Genomic DNA, 20228 nt, shown 5'->3' with positions numbered 1-20228 from the left:
CTACGGAACGGCGTCGCATCCGAGGCGGTCGAACCGGATCTCCGCACCGGCGATGTGCGACCGTCGCAGCCGGCTCGAGGTCCGTCCGGGTCGGGGCGCCAACGCCGCCGGCCGCTCAGATGATCCGACACGACCGCAGCGCTGACAGCCTTTGGGACGCAGTGGGTCAGGACCGTCGGACTTGCACGGTCGAGCGTGTCGGGCTTCTTCGCGATCGAACTCGCCGATGTGCGGGTCGGGCGGAGGGAGCAGCCGGCGCACCGGGCGGCAGACACCACCCGATGAGCGCCAGGCGGGCACCGCCGCAGGCAATAATTGGAACACCACTGTTTGACTCTCCAGATGCCGGGTATCCGCCGTTTCGAGCACCGCTTCCCGATGCGATCGGAATACGTCGCGGTGGGGTTCGAATAAGGAGTCTGTTGTGATCACCCTCGGAGTCGTTCTGCTGATTCTCGGATTCATCTTCGGGATTCCCATCCTGTGGACGCTCGGAATCATCGCCCTCGTCATCGGAGCCGTACTGGCCCTGCTCGGTGTACTGGGGCGCCCTGTCGCGGGCCGCGCCCACTATTACTAGCCCACTCACGACGGCAGTGCCGGTTGCCGCGTAGACGCAACGGAAAGGCCCTGGAAAATCGGAACCGATTTTCCAGGGTCCTTTTCGTATGGCGCGCGGGGCAAGGGACAGGACTTCTCACCCGGATGACAACGACCTCGATCGGGGTGAGAATGCCGAAGAACAGAAGCCGGCAATTGGATCCCCTTCGACGGGGAACCAATTCCTGGCTGGAAGCAAAGGTGTCACACAGCGTAGCGAGGTTCGGGTCGATATGCTGAATGACGGTAATCGCGCAGTTCGTCGTCCTTCCGAATGATCTGAACGACTTGGCATTTCTTCCGAAGGACACGCGGTGGCCATCTTTTCCCGGATGACATGTTCGGCTCGGCGGTCGCGACATCGATGACGCCATGAACGCAACCGCTCGATGGATTGTCAGGCACGTGCCCATCAATACCGCCAGGAGGCAGTGTGTACAGATCCAACGGAAATTTCGAGGCCTTCGCCCGCCCCCCGAAGCGCGACGGACACCCCGACCGCAAAGTGCACCTCGTCGGTGGTGGTCTGGCGGGCCTCGCGGCGGCGGTGTTCCTCATCCGCGACGGCGGTGTCGCGGGCAGTGCGATCACGGTGTACGAGGAACTGCAGATTCCCGGCGGCAGCTGCGACGGCCTCCTGGACGAGCACAAGGGATTCATCATCCGCGGTGGACGCGAGATGGAGGCTCATTTCGAGACACTGTGGGACCTGTTCCGCTCGATCCCCTCGCTCGACACCCCGGACGCTTCGGTCCTGGACGAGATGTATTGGCTGCACAAGTCCGATCCGTCCACCAACCCCAACCGTGCGATCCGGGACCGCGGAAAGCGCATCGAGGAGATGAGCGAACTCACCCTCACTCCGCAGGCCATCCAGGAGATCTTCAATCTCGCGCTCACCCGCGAGGAGGACCTCGACAACAAGCGGATCGACGAATTCTTCGGCGAGGAGTTCTTCGCCTCGAACTTCTGGCTCTACTGGGCGACCATGTTCGCGTTCGAGCCGTGGGCATCGGCGATGGAGATGCGCCGCTACCTGCTGCGTTTCGTGCACCACATCGCGACGCTCGCCGACCTCAGCTCGCTGCGGTTCGCGCAATACAACCAGTACGAGTCGCTCATCAAGCCGCTGGTGGCGCACCTACAGTCCGAAGGAGTGATGTTTCGCTCCGCTACACAGGTTCTCGATGTGCTCGTGACCGACGCCGGCGGCCGCAAGACGGTGACCGAGATCGAACTACTCGTCGGAGCGACCACCGGCGACACCGCCGGTGTGGCTGCCGGGGCATCGGGTCTCGGCAATGACGGCACCACCGAGAAGATCGCCGTCGGCCCGAACGACCTCGTGATCATCACGAACGGGTCGATCACCGAGAGCTCGACCTTCGGCGACAACGACACCCCGGCGCCGGTCGTCACCGACCGCGGCGGCGCCTGGAAGCTCTGGAAGACCATGGCCGAACGTGACCGCGCCTTCGGCTACCCGGAGAAGTTCTGCGAGAACATCCCCGAGGCGAACTGGACGATCTCGGCGACGGTGACGTTGACCGACGACGAGATCGCGCCCTATCTGCAGAGGGTGCAAGGGCGCGATCCGCGTGACGGCCGCATCGTCACGGGCGGACCCTGCACCATCAAGGACTCGAACTGGCTCTACGGATACACGATGAGCCGCCAGCCCCACTTCGCGGGGCAGGATCCGCAACAGGAATTGGTGGTGTGGTTGTACGGCCTGTTTTCGGACAAGCCGGGAAACTACGTGAAAAAGACCATCCGCGAATGCACGGGCGCCGAGCTGACAGCCGAGTGGCTGTACCACATCGGGGTACCGATCGATGAGATCGACGACTTGGCCCGCAACTCGGCGCGCACCGTGCCGTGCAACATGCCCTACATCTCGTCGTATTTCATGCCGCGCGCACTGGGCGACCGGCCGATGGTGGTTCCCGACGGGTCGGCGAACCTGGCCTTCATCGGCAATTTCGCCGAGACCGAGCGCGACACCGTTTTCACGACGGAGTACTCGGTTCGCACTGCCATGGAGGCCGTCTACACCCTGCTGGACGTCGACCGGGCGGTGCCGGAGGTTTTCGCGTCGTCGTTCGACGTGCGAATGCTCATGCAGGCGTTGTACTACCTCAACGACCGTAAGCCGCTCAGCGAGATTCCACTCCCATTCGGCGGCAAGCTGATCGAGAAGGCCGCGCTGAAGAAAATCAAGGGCACCTACCTGGAGCAGCTTCTGCACGACGCCCAGCTCGTCTGAGGCACGCTCACCCGGCGGGATCTCTTCATGGCCGAGCCATCGGTCCCGCCGGGACGGGGTTCTGATTCTCGGGCCGCGCTTGCCGCCGCCGACATCTCGACAACCCCGGGCCGAGCCCCGTGAGCCGGGTGGGTCTTCCCGTGGAGCCACTACGCCACCAGCTCGAGACTCCCGTTAGCACCCCCAGGGTGATGGCAGTCCAGCCGGCGCAGTCGACGTCTCACTTCCGGACATCGGCGCATGCTGCGGTTACCCATCGAGCACAGTCCGGAAAGTTCCTGTCTCTCCTGGCTTGCGGTTATCGCCGCCGGCCGCTCAGATAATCCGACACCACCGCCGCGCCCAGACCGTCGAGGTCGGGGGCGATCACACGGCCGCCGCTGCGCCGGGCCATCAGGTCGACGAACGCGGCCAGACGCGGATTCTCCCCCAGCACGAAAACCGACACGGACGCACCGAGTTTCGCCAGGGCGTCGACCTGGGCCAGGGTCACCGCGAGTGTGCGGGTCTCCGGGGGCCAGTTGAAGTAGGAACTGCCGTCGGGTTCCAGATGCGCGGTCGGCTCGCCGTCGGTGACGACCAGGACCACCGGCACCGCGTCGGGGTGGCGACGCAGGTGGCGGGCCGCCAGCAACAGGGCGTGGTGCAGGTTGGTGCCCTGTTCCCACACCGCCTCGAGTGCGGTGAGTTCGGCGATGTCGACGGTGGTGGCGTGGCGGCCGAAGGTGATCACCTCCAGGGCGTCTGCGCGGTAGCGGGTGCTGATCAGCTGCTGCAGCGCCAGGGCGGTGCGCTTCATCGGGAGCCAGCGCCCGTCCTGCACCATCGACCAGGAGGTGTCGACGCACAGCGCCACCGCCGCACGGGAACGCTGATCGGTTTCGGCGATCTCCACATCCGACACCGCCAGCGAGACCCGCCGGCTGCCTGCCGAGGCCGAGCGCAGGACGGCGTTTCGCACCGTCCGGGACACGTCCCAGGGTTCGGTGTCACCGAACTGCCACGGCCGAGTCGCACCCGTGGGCTCCCCCGCCGCGCCGGCCGCGGTGTTGCCGCGCTGCCCGCGATGGGTGCGCAACCGGCCGATCACATCGCGCAGCGCCACCTCGCCGAGGCGGCGTAATGCCTTGGGCGTCAGCCGAAGCGAACCGTCGGGTGCGCGTTCGAACAGGCCCTGGCGGCGCAGTTCGCGTTCCAGTTCGGCCAGCCGGCCGGCGTCGACACCCGCCTCCTGACCGAGTTGGCGGGCCAGGGCGTCGAGGTCGATGTCCTCGAGCCGGGCACCGGGATAGGACTGCCCGAGTTGTTCTGCGAGCGCGTCCAATTCGGCGAGATCCTGCATGGCCTGCGCACCCTCGCCCATCCCCATCGGATCCTCACCGCGGAAGCGCTGCCCGGATTCCCAATCCTCGCCGGGGCGCAGGGCGCGCAGATGAGCGTCCAATGCCGAAACCTGTTCGGCGATCCGCGGATCACCGAACGCCTGCCCGACCAGTTCGCTCAGCTCGGCCTGCTGTTGCGGAGTCAGCGAGTTCATCATGCGCTGCGCGGCGGCCGCGCGCGCGGCGAGCGCGTCGATCAATTCCTCGGTGTCGCGGGGGTTCTCCGGAAAGAACTCACCGTGTTCGGCCATGAACTCGGCGAACCGCTCGGTGGTGTCCGCATCCCGCGCGTGGGCGGCGAGCAGAGCGTTGAGATCGGTCATCATCTGCCGGACGCGTTCCACATCCTGCGGTGTGGCGCTCTCCAGCGCCTGCTTCATGCCCTGGAACCGGGAATCGAGCAGTTCCTGGCCGAGCAGATCGCGGATGCGCTCGTAATTCTCCCGGCCGGTCTCCGAGCGCCACGGGTAGTCGGCGAGTTCGGTGACCGCGCCGGCCGTACTCGACGGCAGCGCGTCCAGCTGCGCCTCGGCGAAGCGGGCGTCATCGGAGGGATCGGGGAACAGTGCCGAGCGTTCGGCGTCGAGTGCCTCGTCGAGTAGTTCGCGCACCTGTTGCAGGGTGCCGTCGAGCCGGTGGCGGCGGGTGATCTCGGCGCGGCGCTGCCACAACCGCCGGGTCAGTTCGTCCAGGCCCGGCGTGTCGCCGGTGCCGCGCCGCAGCAGCTCCTCCAGCGCATTGCGCGGTGAGCTGCCCTCCATCACATCGTGACCGATCCGGTCGAGAGCGTCACGCAGATCCAGCGGCGGCGCCAGCGGATCGGGGCCGTCGTGATAGGGACCGTAGGAGTAGCGATCGGGGGCTGTCATGTTGTCTCACACCAACGTTCGGTGATCAGGAGCTGTAGGTGGCGGTTCCGTCATCGGAATCCTTGGCCAGCTGACGGCTCAGATACAGTGCCTCCAGGGCGAATTCGACGGCCGCGGCGATGCGGGCCGGGGAGTCGGTGGCACCGACACCCAGGCGGTCGGCCACCTCCTGCAGAACCGGCAGTTCCGGCAGGGCGGAGAGCACCTCCTGTCCGGGCACCCGCTCCCCGGTGGTGACGGGGTGACCGGCACTCACCGCCTCGGCCAGCGGCCGCAGATCCACGCCGGCCAGGCGACGGCGGGCGGTATCGGCGAAGGCACGTCGCAGCAGATGCGTCAGGTGCTCGGTTTCGCGGCCTTCCTCACCGGATTCGAATTCCACCTTGCCGCGCAGCACGGCGGGCACCGATTCCAGATCCACCGGCCGGGCGACGGCCGGCTGTTCGCCGGTGAGCGCGGTGCGGCGCAGGGCCGCGGCGGCCACGGTCTCGGCGGCGGCGACCGCGAATCGGGCCGAGACACCGGAGCGCTGGTCCACCGCTGTGGACTCACGCAGTGCGCGCACGAATCGCGCCAGCACCTCGAGCAGCGGATCGCCGACCTCGGCGACCAGTTCGGCCTCCTGGCGCACCAGTGCGGTCTCGGCTTCGACCTCGAGCGGATAGTGGGTGCGGATCTCCGCGCCGAAGCGGTCCTTCAGCGGGGTGATGATGCGGCCGCGGTTGGTGTAATCCTCCGGATTGGCGGTGGCCACCAGCAGCACGTCCAGTGGGAGCCGCAGAGTGTAGCCGCGCACCTGGATATCGCGTTCCTCCATCACGTTCAGCAGCGCGACCTGGATGCGTTCGGCGAGGTCGGGCAGTTCGTTGAGCGCGACGATGCCGCGGTGGGCACGGGGTACCAGGCCGAAGTGGATGGTTTCCGGGTCACCCAGGCTACGGCCCTCGGCGACCTTCACCGGATCGACATCGCCGATCAGATCGCCGACGGAGGTGTCCGGGGTGGCCAGCTTCTCCGCGTAGCGCTCGCTGCGATGCCGCCACGCCACCGGCAGTTCGTCGCCCAGCTCGGCGGCCAGTCGCCGGCCCGCGGGGCTGATCGGCGCGAGCGGATGTTCGCCGAGTTCGGTGCCGTCGATGACCGGCGTCCATTCGTCGAGCAGGCCCGCCAGGGTGCGCAGCAGCCGGGTCTTGCCCTGACCGCGTTCGCCGAGCAGCACCACATCGTGCCCGGCCAGCAGGGCCCGCTCCAGCTGCGGTACGACGGTCCGCTCGAATCCGACGATGCCAGGCCAGGGATCGGTGCCCGATTGCAGCGCGGCGAGCAGATTCTCGCGGATCTCGGCTTTCACGCCGCGCGGTTCGTAGCCGGCGGTGCGCAGTTCGCCCGCGGTGGCGGGCAGATGCTGAGGAACACTCACCCCAGCGACGCTACGACGATCTCGCGACCGCGACAACGTCTCGGCGGTTCGCTCTGCGCGGACAGCGCACCCGCGCCGGGGCGTCACATATTGCTGTCGACCGCCGGAACGCCCTCGGGCAGGCCCGGTGCGCCGGCGCCCGGGATCGGCGGCGGGCAGGTACCGCCGAGTTGATACGCGGCCATGGAAATCGAACCGGCACAATGGCCTTCGACGATCGGAGTCAGCGGCTCGGCACCGGCCAGACCGGCGATGTAGAGCAGTGGCAGATAGTGATCGGGGGTGGGGACCGCGGCCGCGAAATCGGGGTGGGCGTCCAATGCGGCGGCCTCGGTCGGTGCGGTGGTCAGCACTTCGCGGGCGGCATCGTCGAAACGCACCGCCCAGTCGTAGCCGCCATCGGGGATACCGAAGTCGACGGCACGCAGATTGTGCACGATATTGCCGCTGCCGACGATCAGCACGCCGTCGGCGCGCAGCGGCGCCAGTGCGCGCCCGAGTTCGAGATGATAGTTCATCGGCTCGAAGGCGTTGAGCGACAACTGCACCACCGGGATCGAGGCATCCGGGAAGGCGTGCACCAGCACCGACCAGGTGCCGTGGTCCAGCCCCCAGCTGTCGGTATCACAGCCCACCCACTGCGGATGTGCCACATCGGCGACCTGATCGGCCAGTTCCGGCAGGCCCGGAGCCGGATAGTCGACCGCGAACAATTCGTCCGGGAATCCGTAGAAGTCGTGAATGGTGCGCGGATGCGGCATGGCGGTGACCGCGGTGGCGTTGGTGTACCAGTGCGCGGACACCACCAGGATCGCGCGCGGGCGCGGCACCGACCGCCCGAACGCCGACCACGCCTCGGTGAAGCGGTTGCGGTCGATCGCGTTCATCGGGTTGCCGTGGCCGAGGAACACCGCGGGCATCACATCCTGCGACATCTGCGCACTCCCGTCGTCGTGGTCGATCCCGCCGCGCGGATCAGTCGGCAGGCAGGTCGATGCCCTCGGCGGCGGCCTTGGCGGCCACCTCCTCCGGGAAGATGTTGCGGAACAGGTACAGATCCTGGCCCAGCCGCCAGCCCGGAGCCAGCGCCACCGCGTACCGCTCGAAGTAGCCGAGCTGCTTGCCCATCAGCAGCAACTGCTGCGGTCCCGAGGCACCGCGCCGCTTGCCGAATTCCACCATCCGGGCGGCGACCTTGCCCATGTCCAGCTGCGCCAGTTTGCCCGACAGCACCGGGGCCAGGGCGGTGGCCAGCTGCCGGCCGATGGCCGCGTCGTCCCCGGCGTCACCGTCGACCAGATCCAGTTCCCGCAGTGCCCGTGCGACCGGACGGAAATCGCCGTCGACGGCACTGGCGTGGAACAGCGCCCGGACGAACGCGCGCCACTGCGGGGTCATGGTGCCGACGATGCCGAAATCGAGCATGGCGGCGCGGCCGTCGTCGAGCAACCACAGATTGCCGGCGTGCACATCACCGTGGAAGAGGCCGTGCACCACAACGCTTTCCACCCAGGCCTTGACCAGGCGGCGGATCAGCAACTCCGGATCGGGGTGCGCGGCGCGGATGTCGTCGAAACGGTCCAGCGGCATCCCGCGCATCCGCTCCATGCACAGCACCCGCGGACCGCAGTACTGCTCGTACACCGCCGGCACCACCACGCCCGTGTTGTCCCCGAAGGCGGCCAGATCGATCCGCGCCCGGGCCTGATTACGGGCCTCGTTGCGGAAATCCAGTTCGGCGACGGTGGTGTCGTACAGGTCGCGGACCACGCCCTCGGCATTGGCGATGCGGGCGTTCTCCGAGCGCTTGGACAGCATCCCGGCCAGCCGATAGGCCGCGCGCAGATCGACGATCATGCGCCGCGCGATATCGGGACGCTGGATCTTGAGCACGGCCGGGCGGCCGTCGGTCAGGACACAGGCGTGCACCTGGGCCACCGAGGCCGCCGAGAGCGGCTCGTCGTCGAATTCCGCGAACAGTTCCGCAATCGGGGCGCCGAGATCGGCCTCGATCACCGCGCGGGCGTCGGCGGCCGGAAAGGGCGGCACATCGTCGAGGCAACGCAGGCAGGCATCGGCCAGTTCGGCCGGGAACGAGGCCGGTGAGGACGCCACGAGCTGGCCGAGTTTGACGAACATCGGGCCGAGCACCTCGAAGCCGTCGACGGTCCCCTCGGCGATCGCACGCCGCCGCCGCGGCCGGCGCAGCCCCTCGCGCAGAACCCGCCGCGCCACCCGGCTGCCGATCACCCCGCCGATGGCGGTGGTGCGCCGGAACTCGGCGAATCCGAACTTCTCCAGCGCCGGCACCGGTGGAGATGGCGTGGTCGCCTCCGGCCCGGACGCGGTCTCGGTAGCCGCCGTCACCGCCGGCCTCCGCCGACCACCTGCTGACCTGCCCGAATCATTCGTCGCGACCGTCCTATCGTCGTGTCCGTCGGGGCACAGTCTACGGCTGCCCCGCCGCGGCGCCGACGGTTACGGTCCCGCGCCACCACAACCCCGCCACCGCGATGTGGATCAGCTGTTCGCAGATCCGCTCCCACAGCGGTGCGGCGGACTCGGCGCCGCCACCCCGCGCCATCCCTCCCGCTGTGCGGCCGGCCCACCCGCCACGGGTCGGGCACGCGATCATCGACGATCCCGAAGAGCTCCACGCAGGTCTCACCCGAACAGCACGCGGTGGTTGGCGGTATTCGACGCGATCGGCACCGCACCCGGCTCCGGTGCGAGCAGCAGGACGGAACGGGGACTCAGGGTGAAGCCCAGCTCCCGGTAGCGGGCAGCGAGCCCGTCCGGGTCGGTGGTCAGTAGTACCGCGTGGTCGATGTGGTCGATCTCGCGGGGCTCGGTCATGGTCATGGTCTCAGCGTCGGCCCGGATACCGTGTCATCGACAGCCGCGAACAGTGCAACGGTGGAATCCGACATCGAGTACGCTCGGCCGGTGGATGCCACCACCACCCTCGACGAGCTCGATCAGCTGTTGATCCATGCCCTGCAGCTCGACGCACGCGCCCCGTTCAGCCGGATCGCGGCCGTCCTGGGCGTGTCCGATCAGACGGTCGCCCGCAGGTACCGCAGACTGCGGACGGCGAATGCGTTGCGGGTGGTGGCGGTGCCGGACGCCCGGCAGCCCGGACATGTCGAATGGCTGGTCCGCATCCGGTGCGCACCCGCGGCCGCCGCGGACATGGCCGCCGATCTCGCTCGCCGCAGCGACGTCTCCTGGGTGACCATCACCTCCGGCGGGGCCGAGATCACCTGTATCGCGCGCACCCGCTCTCAGCGCCACAGCGATGATCTGCTCCTGCCGAAACTTTCCCGCACAGCACGTTTGGGGGATATCACCGCGTATCGGCTGCTGCGCTACCTGGTCGGGGCGGGCCGGTGGTCGGCCCGCACGTCGGCGTTGTCGCCCGCCCAGGCCGCCGCGCTGACCCCGGTCCGGGCCGCCGCGCGACCGATCCAGCCGACCGAGGCCGACGCGAAGCTGATCCGGGCCCTGGCCCGCGACGCGCGGGCGGACTACCGGACACTGGTCGCGGCGAGCGGATATCCGGAGTCGACGGTTCGCCGACGCGTCGACCAGCTCCTGGAGTCCGGCGCGATGTACTACGACGTCGACATCGATTCCGCGGCGCTCGGCTATGAGATCGAGGCCATGCTGTGGCTCACGATCTCCCCCGCCCAGCTGGCCCAGGTGGCCACCGCGCTACGAACCCACACCGAGATCGCCTTCGCCGCGGCCACCACCGGTCCCACCAACGTGGTCGCCTTCATCGCCGCCCGGGACGCGGACGCCCTGTTCGACTATCTCGCCACCGATCTCGGCGCCCTGCCCGGAGTGCGGCGAGTGGAGACCGCACCGATCACGCGCACGGTGAAACGAGCCGGCGCCACCTTCCTGCCGTGAACCGGCCGCGCCGTCAGGCCGCGATACCCAGTCCGGCCGCCAGCACGGGCCACGACCGCTTCAGCGCGTCCTGCCAGTAGCCCCACGAATGGGTGCCGGTGGGCTGGAAATCGAAGGTCGCCGGAATACCCAGCTCCCCCAGCCTGGTCGCCAGATTGTGGGTACACCAGTTCGCCGCCGCCTCGATCACCCCGCCGATGAGCATCTGATCCACATATCCGCGCGGGCCGGGCTGCATGTGGTCACCGCCGTAGATGTCGTACATACCGGGCACGCCGGTTCCGGTGGAGACGAACAGATTCAGCCCGCGCAGGCCGTCGGCGTGGACGTACGGATCGTTGGCGGCCCACATCGGATCGTCGTCGGGGCCGTACATGTTGTCTACGTCACCGCCGCCCCAGCTCTGCACCGACAATTTCACGAATTCACGGCCGATCGGATCGCTGATCTGCGCACATCCGGAATACGCGGCGACCGACCGAAACAGTCCGGGCGCCGCGATCGGCAATTGCAGCACCGAGGTACCGGACGTGGACAGACCGGCCAGTGCGTTGGCGCCGGTGGTGCGATAGTGGGCGTCGATCAGCGGTGGCAGTTCCGCGGTGAGGAACGTCTTCCATTTGTACACACCGAGTTTCGGATCCGGCGCCCGCCAGTCGGTGTAATAGCTCCAGCGACCGCCGACCGGTTGCACCACGTAGGCCTGCTTGTCCGACAGAAACCCCGCGACATCGGTATTGCGTTCCCAGGTCGCCGAATCCTGGCCGCCGCCACCACCGTTGAGCAGATACAGCACCGATGCGGCGGCGTCCGGATCGGCGGGCAGCTGCACCTTCACCATGATGTCGGTGTTCATGGCCGCCGAATGCACCCGCAGTTGCTCGGTGCGCGGGTCGAGCCGCCAGCTGCCGGTGACGGCGGAACCGTCGGCGGCGCCCGGGGCGGGTTGCGCCACCCCCGGCGCCGTGGTCGCCAGCACGACAGCGGCGGCGATGATGCTGCCACGCAACATCTTTGCGAACATGATCACTCCTCGAGCGAGAGGCGGCAGAACCGCGTTGACGACGAGGCCCGCCGGGCGATGTGGTGTGTGGACATCACCCGGCGGGCGTACCGCCGTGGTGCGTGCGTTCCGGGGAACGGATGCGAGGTCGGCGTACCAGGCCCGCCCCGGAACCCACGGCGGTGTGCGGCCCGCCGGACCGCGATCGGAACGCAGGAATCGCGCGGTCCGGCGGGCGGGCCGCACCGGTGGGGCAGGCTCAGAGTTTGCCGCCGCCGCCCACCAGCCAGGGATTGAACGTGCACGTCAGTGCCGGTGTCTGAACCGGATCCAGCGCGTTGAGGATGATCGACAGCGACCGTGGGGAATACATCATCGTCAGGTGGTCGGACACATCCTGCTCGCACCCGTCCTGCATCGTGATGTTGTCGACCGTCGCACCCGGCCCGGCCTTCAGGAAGGTCAGATCGTAAGGATTGGTGACCTCGTCGTAGCGGCTGCCGACCACCGTGTAGTCCACGCCCGGCACCGTGTCACCGCCGGCATTGAGCTGATTCACGAAATCCGAGCCGATCGTCTGCTGAATCCCCGCGTGCCCGACGAAGATCTCCACCAGCCCCAGCACATCGATACCGAAGTTGTTGATCATCCGGCCCAGTGCGCCGATCCCGTCCAGGGAGGTGCCGTGATTGGTGCCCCCGAAGATGACCTCGTGATGGACCTTCTCCGCTCCGCCGTCGAATTTCAGATACCACCGCGACATCGGACCGCCCTGGGAATGGGCCACGAGGTTCACCTTCGGCGACCCGGTCGCGGCCAGGACCCGGTCCACGAACTGCGCCAGCTGCTTCGATGAATCCTGGATATATCCGGTCCCGTTGGTACCCGGCAGGACCGATCCCAGACCACCGCCCTGAATCAGATTGGATTTGCCGTAATTGAACGTGAATACGCAATATCCCGCATCTTTGATCGGCTGCGACACATACGAGAAATTGTCGTAGGCGTTCTCCCACGTGCCGTGCACCAGCACCACCGGTTCCGGATGTGCCGCACTCGGCTTGCAATTCCAGTCGTTGGTTCCCGGCGGCGCCACGTCCGGATGCGTCAATCCGTAACCGAAGGCCGCCAGGAACGCGCTCTGCGCCGGACCGTAGCCGACGGTGTCGGTGGATGTCCCGCCCGAGGACCCGGAGCTCGAGCCCGACCCTCCGTAGCAGTCACCCGACCCGTTTCCCGAACCGGCGCCGCTGCCCGAAGTGCAGGCCGATCCCGTCCCGGAGCTGCCCGAATCCGCGATGGCGTGCGCGGCGGGGTTCTTCAGTCCCTGGGTGATCATCTGAGCCAGCTGCTGTTCCTGCTGCGGATCACCGGGACCCGCACCAGGATCCGCTCCCGCGGATGTCCCCGCGAGGCCCAAGGTCGACAGTGAAACCGCGGCGACAACGGCGGCGCTGCGCCACCGGCGGCGAGTGGTGGGTCTCATGGGTGAACCTTTCGTCCGAACGTCGGTGTTCTTCGTCGGGATGCCCGCCAGCGTGGCTCGGCACCGAAACCGAATTCAGACGCTAGGGTCGCGTTCGAACCTCCGATACGGGCTCGGCCGGTGTCTTCGGGATCTCACGAGGCGCCGATCGGGCGAGTGTGAACTTGCACAACGACAGGCATCGGCACGATGGCATCCGGAATGCCTTTTCCGGCATCGCTGCCGTCACAACACAAATGGCGTACGTGCCGTGAATTATCCAGCGTTGCAACCAATTACGGCGCAATCACGAAAATATATCGGATCATCACTACAGGGTTGTCCGTTCCGGTCCGGTCACGTACCCACGTGGCACGGTCCCACGTCGTCTGGAGTCCTGATGCCCGGCACTCGTACCGCCTTCCGGCCCACCGGAATTCGTCTCGTCGCCGCCGCCGCTCTGGTGGTCGGAGCACTGACGGCCACATTCGCCCCCATCGCTGCCGCCGATCCGGTCGCCGACGCGGTGGGCGCCATCGAACAGCTCGGTTCCATCGCCGATCCGCTTCCGCCGCTGCCGGTCCCGCACGGTCCGGGTACCGCGATCGTGGTCCTCGGATACGGCCTGCTGCCCGATGGCAGCATGCGCCCGGAACTCGTCGCCCGCCTGCAGGCCGCCCTCGTACAGGCCATGGTGTCGCCGGCCTCACCGATCATCGTCACCGGCGGTAATCCGCGGGCGGGCACCACCGAGGCCGATGCCATGGCGCGCTGGCTGATCGGCCATTCGATCGCACCCGAACGGATCCACATCGAATCGCGGGCCAGCGACACCGTGCAGAACGCCGAGAACACCGCCGAGATGATGCGCGGTCTCGGCGCCGGCGACGCGGTGGTGGTCACCTCGGCCGACCACATGCCCCGCGCGGTCGCCGATTTCGCCGACGCCGGAGTGCCGGTGGTCGGCACGCTCAGCCCGCAGGACCTGCCGCTCGGCGTGCTCGCTGCCTTCGGCCCGGACGAGTGACCCCCGCGCCACCGTCAGCGCGGACCCGGCCCCCAGGCATGCGAGATCCCGAGACCTGCGGCGAGGGCATCCCAGGCCGGCGGCAACGCCGCGGTGAAATCGGGCCAGGCGTGGGCGCCCGCGGGGATGTAGCGCACGGTCGCGGGGATGTCGAGCTGGGTCAGCCGGGCGGCGAACCGCTCGGTGCAAGTACGCGCGCCGGCCTCCAGCGCCGCGCCGCCGCCCGCGGCCTGCAGCGCACCCGCGACGTCGTGTGCGCTCAGAATGGTGGCGAGATCCGGCGGACTGGGCAGTCCCGTGGCCGCCGACAGATAGATCGAGGTGCCGCGCAATTGATCGGCGCCGAGATAGCTGTCGTGGGCAGCCCATTCGGGCGAACCCGGCGGGCCCCAGAGGTTTTGCGGATCGCCACCGCGCGACGCCACGGTGATGCGGGTGACCGCCTGCCCCACATCGTCGGACGTGGAGTAGCAGCCGCTGATGCCGGCGACCGCCCGATAGAAGCCGCGATGTCGCTGGGCCAGCATCATCGCGGCCTGCGCACCCATCGACACTCCGGCGACGGCGCGCCGACCGTCGGAGTGCATGTATGTCTCCACGAGCGGCGGCAATTCGTCGACCAGGAAGGTCTCCCAGCGATTGAGCCCCAGTGTCCCGTCGTACTGGTCCCAATCGCTGTACATGCTGCCCACACCACCACCGGGCAGCACCACGTCGACCGGTTTGCCGGCGAAGAACCGGGCGGCGTCACCGTCGGTCAGCCACCCGGAGGTGGCCGCACCCTCCACACCGTCGAGCAGATACAGGGTCGGCTTGGGTTCGGAACCGCTCCCGTGCAGCACATCGATCGGTACCACCCGCCGCATGGCCGCGGAGGCCACGTACAGCCGTTCCCAGCCCGGACCACGACTCTCGGCGCGTACCAGTTCGGTTCGCGTGACCGACGGATCCACCACCGGTGGTGCGGGAGCCGGATCGGCGTGCGCGGGCACGGAGGTCATGGCGGAGGCGGCAACGGCGAGCGCGACTCCCAGCGCCGCGCGGGTGAATCCCGCCGCCCCGCGCGCCGACGCGTCCGTATCGGACACCTTCCGATGCCGGCCCGGAGTGGCTCGGTGACGCCCCGGGGCGCGTCCGGTCACGGGAGGGGTCACGCGTACTCCTTGGTGCGGGAATCGGTTCCGAGATCGAAGGCCAGCAGCGCCAGGCTGGCGCGCGCGAGGCCGTCGGGGCGGGACAGTGTGATTCCGGTGAGCCGCTCGATCCGCCGCACCCGGTGCGAGAGGCTGGTGGGATGAATCGCCAGCCGCACGGCCGTGGACTTGCGATCCAGCCCCGAGTCGACGTACGCCCGCAGCGTCTCCAGCAGCTCCGGATGCGGTGTCAGTGGACCGAGTGCGGCCGCGAGATGGTCGCGAGCCGGGCCCGGCCTGGTCAGCTGATATTCCACGGCAACATCGGCGATATCGTACAGCCCCGGCGGACGGCCCAGTGCGCGTACCAGTTCCAGCAGGTCGTGGGCCTGCGCGGCCAGATCCGGGATTCGGGAGGTCACTCCGGTGACCACGGCCGCGGTCAGCGGCACCGAAGCCGCCGCCGACAGCACCTCGAGGGCATCGGCGGTGAGGACCGGCGCGTCGATACGGGCGGCCCCCTCGGTCGCGTCGACCGGCACCAGTACGGTCCCGCCGTCGACCGACAGCAACGACAGCGCACGGGAGCCGAGTACGGGCGCCAGCGCGCTCTGCAGCCGGCGCAGTTTGCGCCGCGCCACCGTCTCGGCGTTGCGCCTCGGATCGGTTTCTCCCGGATGCACCGCGATCGACAGCGCCACCACCTGATAGGCGGGCGCGATCACGATTCCGGTGCGCCGCGCCAGTGCGGCCCGGCCGTGCCCGCTCAGCAGTGCGGTCACCAAGGTCTGTGCGGCGGTTTGGTGATGGCGGGCGGCGGAGCGGTGCTCGTCGAGGTAGGCCGCCGAGGTGGCCACCGTCACCGTCTCGAGCAGCCGCAGCGCCTGGTCGGCGTCCGCGACGAGATCCGCGCCGGTGCGGCGCCCGCCCGCGAGATCGGCGAACGCGGTCCGGACCGTTTCGTGATAGGCGCGCAGAACGGTATCGAGATCGACCCCCTCACGTGCCCACGCGCCCGCGCGTCCGACCAGTTCGGCCAGCCGCGCGGCGTCCGCGGGTTCCGGATCGGGTTCGGCGACCAGATCCGCCGCGAGGGCGAGGCATTCCCGCACTCCGGCACCGAATTCGGGCACCGTGTCGGGGCGTTCGGCGGGCGCGTCGGCGCCCGCCGTCCGGGTCAGAGTCGCCGCCAGGCTGGGTGCGGATGGTGTCATCGAAACGCTCCAGAATCTGTCCCCGCGCGAGGTGTGCCCGCCGGATGCCTCGGGGTGAGGTGTGCACCCGGCGGGCGGCTCCACTGCTACACACGGTCACCGCGGCGAGGAAGGGGTTGGAAGTCCTGGTGCCGTGGGACGAACCGTGCGCCGTGAGCGGCCGACTCGAGTCAGGTCGCCACTCACCGGTGGCCGGTCCGACGTCCGCACTGTCGACCTCCTTGTCTCCCGAAGGTGCGGTGCGTCGGTGCCGAACGCGGCACCGCCCGCGCAAAAGCCGGTGCCGCGTTCATATCACGGTACGGCCACGGATTCACCTCGAGCCGGGGCCGGAGATGATCCGATGACAATTCATGAACCGTGCCTGTGGCGGCTGGGGTCTGGGCACAAAAGCGATTCGCCGCGAATATGCCCGGCCGTCAGCATTCGTTGGGTGCGGGCACTCCCTGCAAGCGTTGATCGACCCAGTTCATCGCCTCCGGATAGCCAACCCCGGCCGCGATGATGTGTTCGCCCAGGACGCTGCGGTAGACCGCGGCGACCCCCATCGAACACTGGTCGCGATACAGTTCGCGCGCACCCGCCGCGGGGATCCAGAACTCCTGTTCGCCGTTGTAGACATAGAGCGGGACAGCCGATTTCATGCCCTGCATCCGAGTCACCCGATAGATGTCGTCGGCCAGTGCGCTGTGCAGCGGATCGGGGGTGTCGGCGGCGATGTCGATCGGCAACGACAGCACCCCCGGCACGGCGAACACCCCGGCACAGGTGTCCTTGAGCGGCGACAACGCGGCCCAGCGTGCCAGATGGTTCATGCGCTCGAGGATTTCGGGCCGTTCCCGTCCCACGCCGAAGGTCGCGGCGAGGAACACGCCCGAGGCCAGATTCGCATTCATGCTGTGCGACAGGATCTGGTAATCGGCCGGCACTCCGCCCAGCGCCGCGCCGACGACGACCGACGCCAATTCCGGTGCGTAGGAATCGATCAATGCGACCGCACCACGTGTCGCGATCGCGCCACCGGAATATCCGTGCATCGCGTACCGGCTGCCGCCGAACTCTCCCGGAAGCGTCGCCCGCACGGCGCGGATGGAATCGAGTACCGCGTGTCCCGCGACGAACGGCTCGGCATAGGCCATGCGTGGCCCCTCGTGATCGGGGATCAGCACCGCGTATCCGCGCAGCAGCGCCAGCTGGGTGGTGGGCGGAACGAAATCGGTCGTGCCGGTGTCACCGCTGAATCCGTGCGCGAGAGTGTATCCGGGAGTGCACTTGCGGCCCAGCGCATCGATGGGCAGATTGTTCACCAGTACCGGCCGCGCCCCCGGCCCCGGCCACGGGGCGGCCGGAATCGCCAGGGTGGCAGTGGCATACGACGGATTGTCGTGAGCGTCGGTGGTCCGGAACTTCAACTGCAGCGCCTGGCGCACCGGCACCACCAGCAGCGGGGCCGCCGTCGCCGTCACATCCCGGGTGGTGATGACATCGCCGGGGGCCAGCCGGTCCAGGTCGGCCGGCCACACGTCGAGCAGGGTGTCGCCGACCGGTGACGGCATCACCGCATCCTGTAATCCGGCCAGATCGGGCGCAACGCCCGCCTCACCCGCCGCCGCCTCGCCGGCAGGCGGCATGGGCGGGGGCGGGATCAGCGCGTCGATCCACTGCTGTAGTTGTGGCAGTCCGGGATTCGCCACCGGCAGCGGGATCGCCGGGACCGCGGGCAAGGGCCCGGGCGGCTGCGCCGCCGCGATTCCCGTGACCGGACCACAGCCGATCAGCAGTACCGTGACCAGAATCTGCCGGACTCGCATGGCGCACCCCCAGAAGAGCTCACACTGGTCCCGATGTGCGCGCGCTAACCCGAGTTCCGCACTGAACCAGGTGTTTCGAGACTACCGGTGCGAATCCGCCTGTCCGGGTGGCGTGTTCGGATCGTGCGCACCGCGAGTCCGCTTCGAGACCGAATTCGGGTGCGGCGAGGGTCTCAGCAGTTCTTCGGTGCGGGCTGACCGCTCATCCGCCCCTCGAGCCAGCCCATCACCTGCGGTATGCCCAGCACCGCGGCCGTGAGGTGGTCCGGTACCGGGATCTCCTCGGACTGCACCTGCACCCCGGCCTGGCACCAGCGCCGATCGGTATTGCGGATCGAGTCCACCGGAATCAGGCCGTCGATCGGCGAATGCCATTCGAAGACGGGCATATTCGGCACACCGTCGGTATAGAACTCGAGGCTGTTGTCCTCGACGACCTTGCGGGCGACGGCATCCCCGGTCATCGTCGTGGTCTTCGCGAACTCCGAGATACCGTGCCCGGCACCGGCCGCCAGCAGCCCGTTCGTGCAGCTGTTGGCGAGCACCTGCCGGGTCGCGGCGCCCCTGTCGTTGAGTTGATCCGACAGCGGGAAGCGGTCCGGATACTCACGTTCCAAGCCGAGCCCCGCGGCGAACGCGAGCCCGAACGCCGGATGCGAGCCGTAACCCAGGCCCTCCAGCATCTTCACCATGTTCATCGGCACACCGCCGGCCGCGGCACCGGCGATCCGCAGATCCGGCGCGTAATTCGGCGCGAGCGCGGCCGCCCACGCGGTGGCCATACCACCGCCGGAGTAGCCCGCCATCGCCACCGGGCTGCGCCCGAGGTTGAGCCCCGCGGTGTGCTGCACCGCGCGAATGCCGTCGAGGGTGATCTGGCCGCCCAGACGCGCCGCGCCGTAGGCGAACTGCGGCCCGAGGTGGTCGGGCATCGCGATACTCCACCCGCGCTGCAGCACCACGTTGTATGCCGGGGCTTCCCGCACCATCAGGTCCGGGTCCTTGGTGTAGAGCGTGTGGGAGACAGCGCATTCGGTGCCCAGACCATTGATGATGGTCTGATACGACAGCAGCGGGCCGTCGACTGCCCGGTGTCGCGGCGTCAGGACCGTGGTGGTCGCCGCGATCGGCTTGCCCTCGGAGTTGGTGGAGCGGAACTTGATCAGGGTGATGTCGGTGTCGGGGAAGATGTCCAGCGCCGGCATCGGCCTGGTCGCCAGCACGTCACCGGGATGATGATCGGCGATATCGGCCGGTGCCGCGTAGAACGGATCCGGGTCCGGCGCCGGATAGATCGGTTGTGCCGGTGCAGAAGTCGTAGCGGCAGCGATCAGCAGCAGGGAGCCGGCGGCGACACTCAGCGCCCGCCGGATCGCGGTATGGCCCATGGGCCAAGAGAATATCGCGCGCGCGAAGGGACCCGAAATCCGCCCGGCGCGTCCTGACAAGTCACAAGCGCGTCGCGCGCGGGCCTGTGTTCGGAGCTGAATTCCGCACTGAAACCTGTTCGAGTTACTCGCGAGTACGTAGCTTCGTTCCTGCACCGATGCAAAGGAGCACGGCTCATGAACATCCCCGACATGATTCCCGAGTCCCCCACCCGCCGGATCACCGTCTACTTCGACGGCTCCGCACCCGGCGACGGCATGATGCTCGAATACGCCGCCACCCGCGCCGAGGCATGGGAGTTCGCCGCGGCGGCCGTCCATTCCGGTCTGGCCGTCACGGTCGACGGCATGGTCCGGCCCGGACTGCGGCCGCTGCCGTGCCGGCGGCTGTGGCATTGAGCCAGGTCGACAGCGAAACCTGTGATACAGCCCGAACTCAGCGCCTCCGGCGCACTGTGAGGATTCACAACGCGCAGCCGATCAGCTTCGACTTCCGCACAGACGATTCGGGAAGCGACCTGGGTTTCCACAACGGCAGTTAGCGTTAACCGCCGCAACAGATAGATTCGGGAGTGGAAGGAGTCAGCGATGACCGTCGACAGTTCAACCCGGTCCAGCCTCACCTTCTCGGGACGACCCATGTCGTCGCCGTTGAAGGATGTCTGGTCCCTGTCCCGCCACATGGTCGGACACTTCGTCGAAAACGTCGCCCCCTGCGGCACACTCCCCGGCGAC

17 protein-coding genes are annotated in these 20228 nt (G+C 68.2%); 5 read left to right on the top strand and 12 right to left on the bottom strand.

Features of this window, described 5'->3' with window-relative positions:
• The first annotated feature begins 424 nt into the window (after positions 1-424).
• Positions 425-580 (top strand): hypothetical protein, encoded by a 156-nt coding sequence (locus AB0L57_RS30535; protein ID WP_364969551.1) that lies wholly within the window; start codon positions 425-427, stop codon positions 578-580.
• Positions 581-1033: 453 nt separating this feature from the next.
• Positions 1034-2866 (top strand): oleate hydratase, encoded by a 1833-nt coding sequence (locus AB0L57_RS30530; protein WP_364969550.1) that lies wholly within the window; start codon positions 1034-1036, stop codon positions 2864-2866.
• Between the two features lie 298 nt (positions 2867-3164).
• Here the strand turns inward: AB0L57_RS30530 and AB0L57_RS30525 are convergent, their stop codons facing one another.
• The 6 genes from AB0L57_RS30525 to AB0L57_RS30500 all read right to left on the bottom strand — a co-directional run bounded on the left by AB0L57_RS30525 (position 3165) and on the right by AB0L57_RS30500 (position 9399).
• Positions 3165-5117: a VWA domain-containing protein gene (locus AB0L57_RS30525; protein WP_364969548.1), complete on the bottom strand. Its 1953-nt coding sequence runs from the start codon at positions 5115-5117 to the stop codon at positions 3165-3167.
• Positions 5118-5142: 25 nt separating this feature from the next.
• A complete protein-coding gene (locus AB0L57_RS30520) occupies positions 5143-6537 on the bottom strand; it encodes an ATP-binding protein (protein WP_364969546.1) in 1395 nt (464 codons plus the stop codon).
• Positions 6538-6620: 83 nt separating this feature from the next.
• Positions 6621-7472, bottom strand: a complete 852-nt coding sequence (ygiD, locus tag AB0L57_RS30515; RefSeq protein WP_364969544.1) for a 4,5-DOPA dioxygenase extradiol — start codon at positions 7470-7472, stop codon at positions 6621-6623.
• 40 nt (positions 7473-7512) lie between these two features.
• Positions 7513-8904: an AarF/ABC1/UbiB kinase family protein gene (locus tag AB0L57_RS30510; protein ID WP_364969541.1), complete on the bottom strand. Its 1392-nt coding sequence runs from the start codon at positions 8902-8904 to the stop codon at positions 7513-7515.
• An 82-nt stretch (positions 8905-8986) separates the two neighbouring features.
• Entirely contained in the window at positions 8987-9121 is a 135-nt protein-coding gene (locus AB0L57_RS30505) for a hypothetical protein (RefSeq protein WP_364969538.1), read from the bottom strand.
• 80 nt (positions 9122-9201) lie between these two features.
• On the bottom strand, positions 9202-9399 hold the full coding sequence (locus tag AB0L57_RS30500) for a hypothetical protein (protein WP_364969535.1): 198 nt from the start codon (positions 9397-9399) through the stop codon (positions 9202-9204).
• Positions 9400-9453: 54 nt separating this feature from the next.
• Here AB0L57_RS30500 and AB0L57_RS30495 point away from each other — a divergent pair, with 54 nt between their 5' ends.
• A complete protein-coding gene (locus AB0L57_RS30495; RefSeq protein WP_364969533.1) occupies positions 9454-10452 on the top strand; it encodes an AsnC family transcriptional regulator in 999 nt (332 codons plus the stop codon).
• 13 nt (positions 10453-10465) lie between these two features.
• Here AB0L57_RS30495 and AB0L57_RS30490 read toward each other — a convergent pair whose 3' ends face one another.
• The gene (locus tag AB0L57_RS30490) at positions 10466-11476 is read right to left on the bottom strand and encodes an alpha/beta hydrolase family protein (protein WP_364969530.1); all 1011 of its coding nucleotides are present in this window, start codon (positions 11474-11476) and stop codon (positions 10466-10468) included.
• Positions 11477-11714: 238 nt separating this feature from the next.
• Positions 11715-12941, bottom strand: coding sequence for an alpha/beta fold hydrolase (locus tag AB0L57_RS30485; RefSeq protein ID WP_364969527.1), 1227 nt, complete (start codon positions 12939-12941; stop codon positions 11715-11717).
• A gap of 379 nt (positions 12942-13320) precedes the next feature.
• On the opposite strand from AB0L57_RS30485, the gene AB0L57_RS30480 reads away from it, so the two are divergent.
• Positions 13321-13947, top strand: coding sequence for a YdcF family protein (locus AB0L57_RS30480; protein ID WP_364969524.1), 627 nt, complete (start codon positions 13321-13323; stop codon positions 13945-13947).
• A 14-nt stretch (positions 13948-13961) separates the two neighbouring features.
• On the opposite strand, the gene AB0L57_RS30475 is transcribed toward AB0L57_RS30480, so the two are convergent.
• From AB0L57_RS30475 to AB0L57_RS30460, 4 genes are all read right to left on the bottom strand, one after another.
• A complete protein-coding gene (locus AB0L57_RS30475; protein WP_364969522.1) occupies positions 13962-15101 on the bottom strand; it encodes an alpha/beta hydrolase family protein in 1140 nt (379 codons plus the stop codon).
• A complete protein-coding gene (locus tag AB0L57_RS30470; RefSeq protein WP_364969520.1) occupies positions 15098-16294 on the bottom strand; it encodes a helix-turn-helix domain-containing protein in 1197 nt (398 codons plus the stop codon). Before AB0L57_RS30470 ends, AB0L57_RS30475 begins: the two co-directional genes overlap by 4 nt.
• A gap of 419 nt (positions 16295-16713) precedes the next feature.
• Complete coding sequence (locus tag AB0L57_RS30465) at positions 16714-18105, bottom strand: lipase family protein (RefSeq protein ID WP_364969517.1); 1392 nt, start codon at positions 18103-18105, stop codon at positions 16714-16716.
• 173 nt (positions 18106-18278) lie between these two features.
• Positions 18279-19493 (bottom strand): lipase family protein, encoded by a 1215-nt coding sequence (locus AB0L57_RS30460; protein ID WP_364969514.1) that lies wholly within the window; start codon positions 19491-19493, stop codon positions 18279-18281.
• 177 nt (positions 19494-19670) lie between these two features.
• Between AB0L57_RS30460 and AB0L57_RS30455 the strand changes: the two genes are divergently transcribed.
• On the top strand, positions 19671-19892 hold the full coding sequence (locus AB0L57_RS30455) for a hypothetical protein (RefSeq protein WP_364969512.1): 222 nt from the start codon (positions 19671-19673) through the stop codon (positions 19890-19892).
• The last annotated feature ends 336 nt before the right edge of the window (positions 19893-20228 follow it).

Source organism: Nocardia sp. NPDC052254, from assembly GCF_040679495.1.
In the GTDB taxonomy this organism is placed as follows: Bacteria; Actinomycetota; Actinomycetes; order Mycobacteriales; family Mycobacteriaceae; genus Nocardia.
This window is presented reverse-complemented; position numbering and strand designations above follow the sequence as displayed.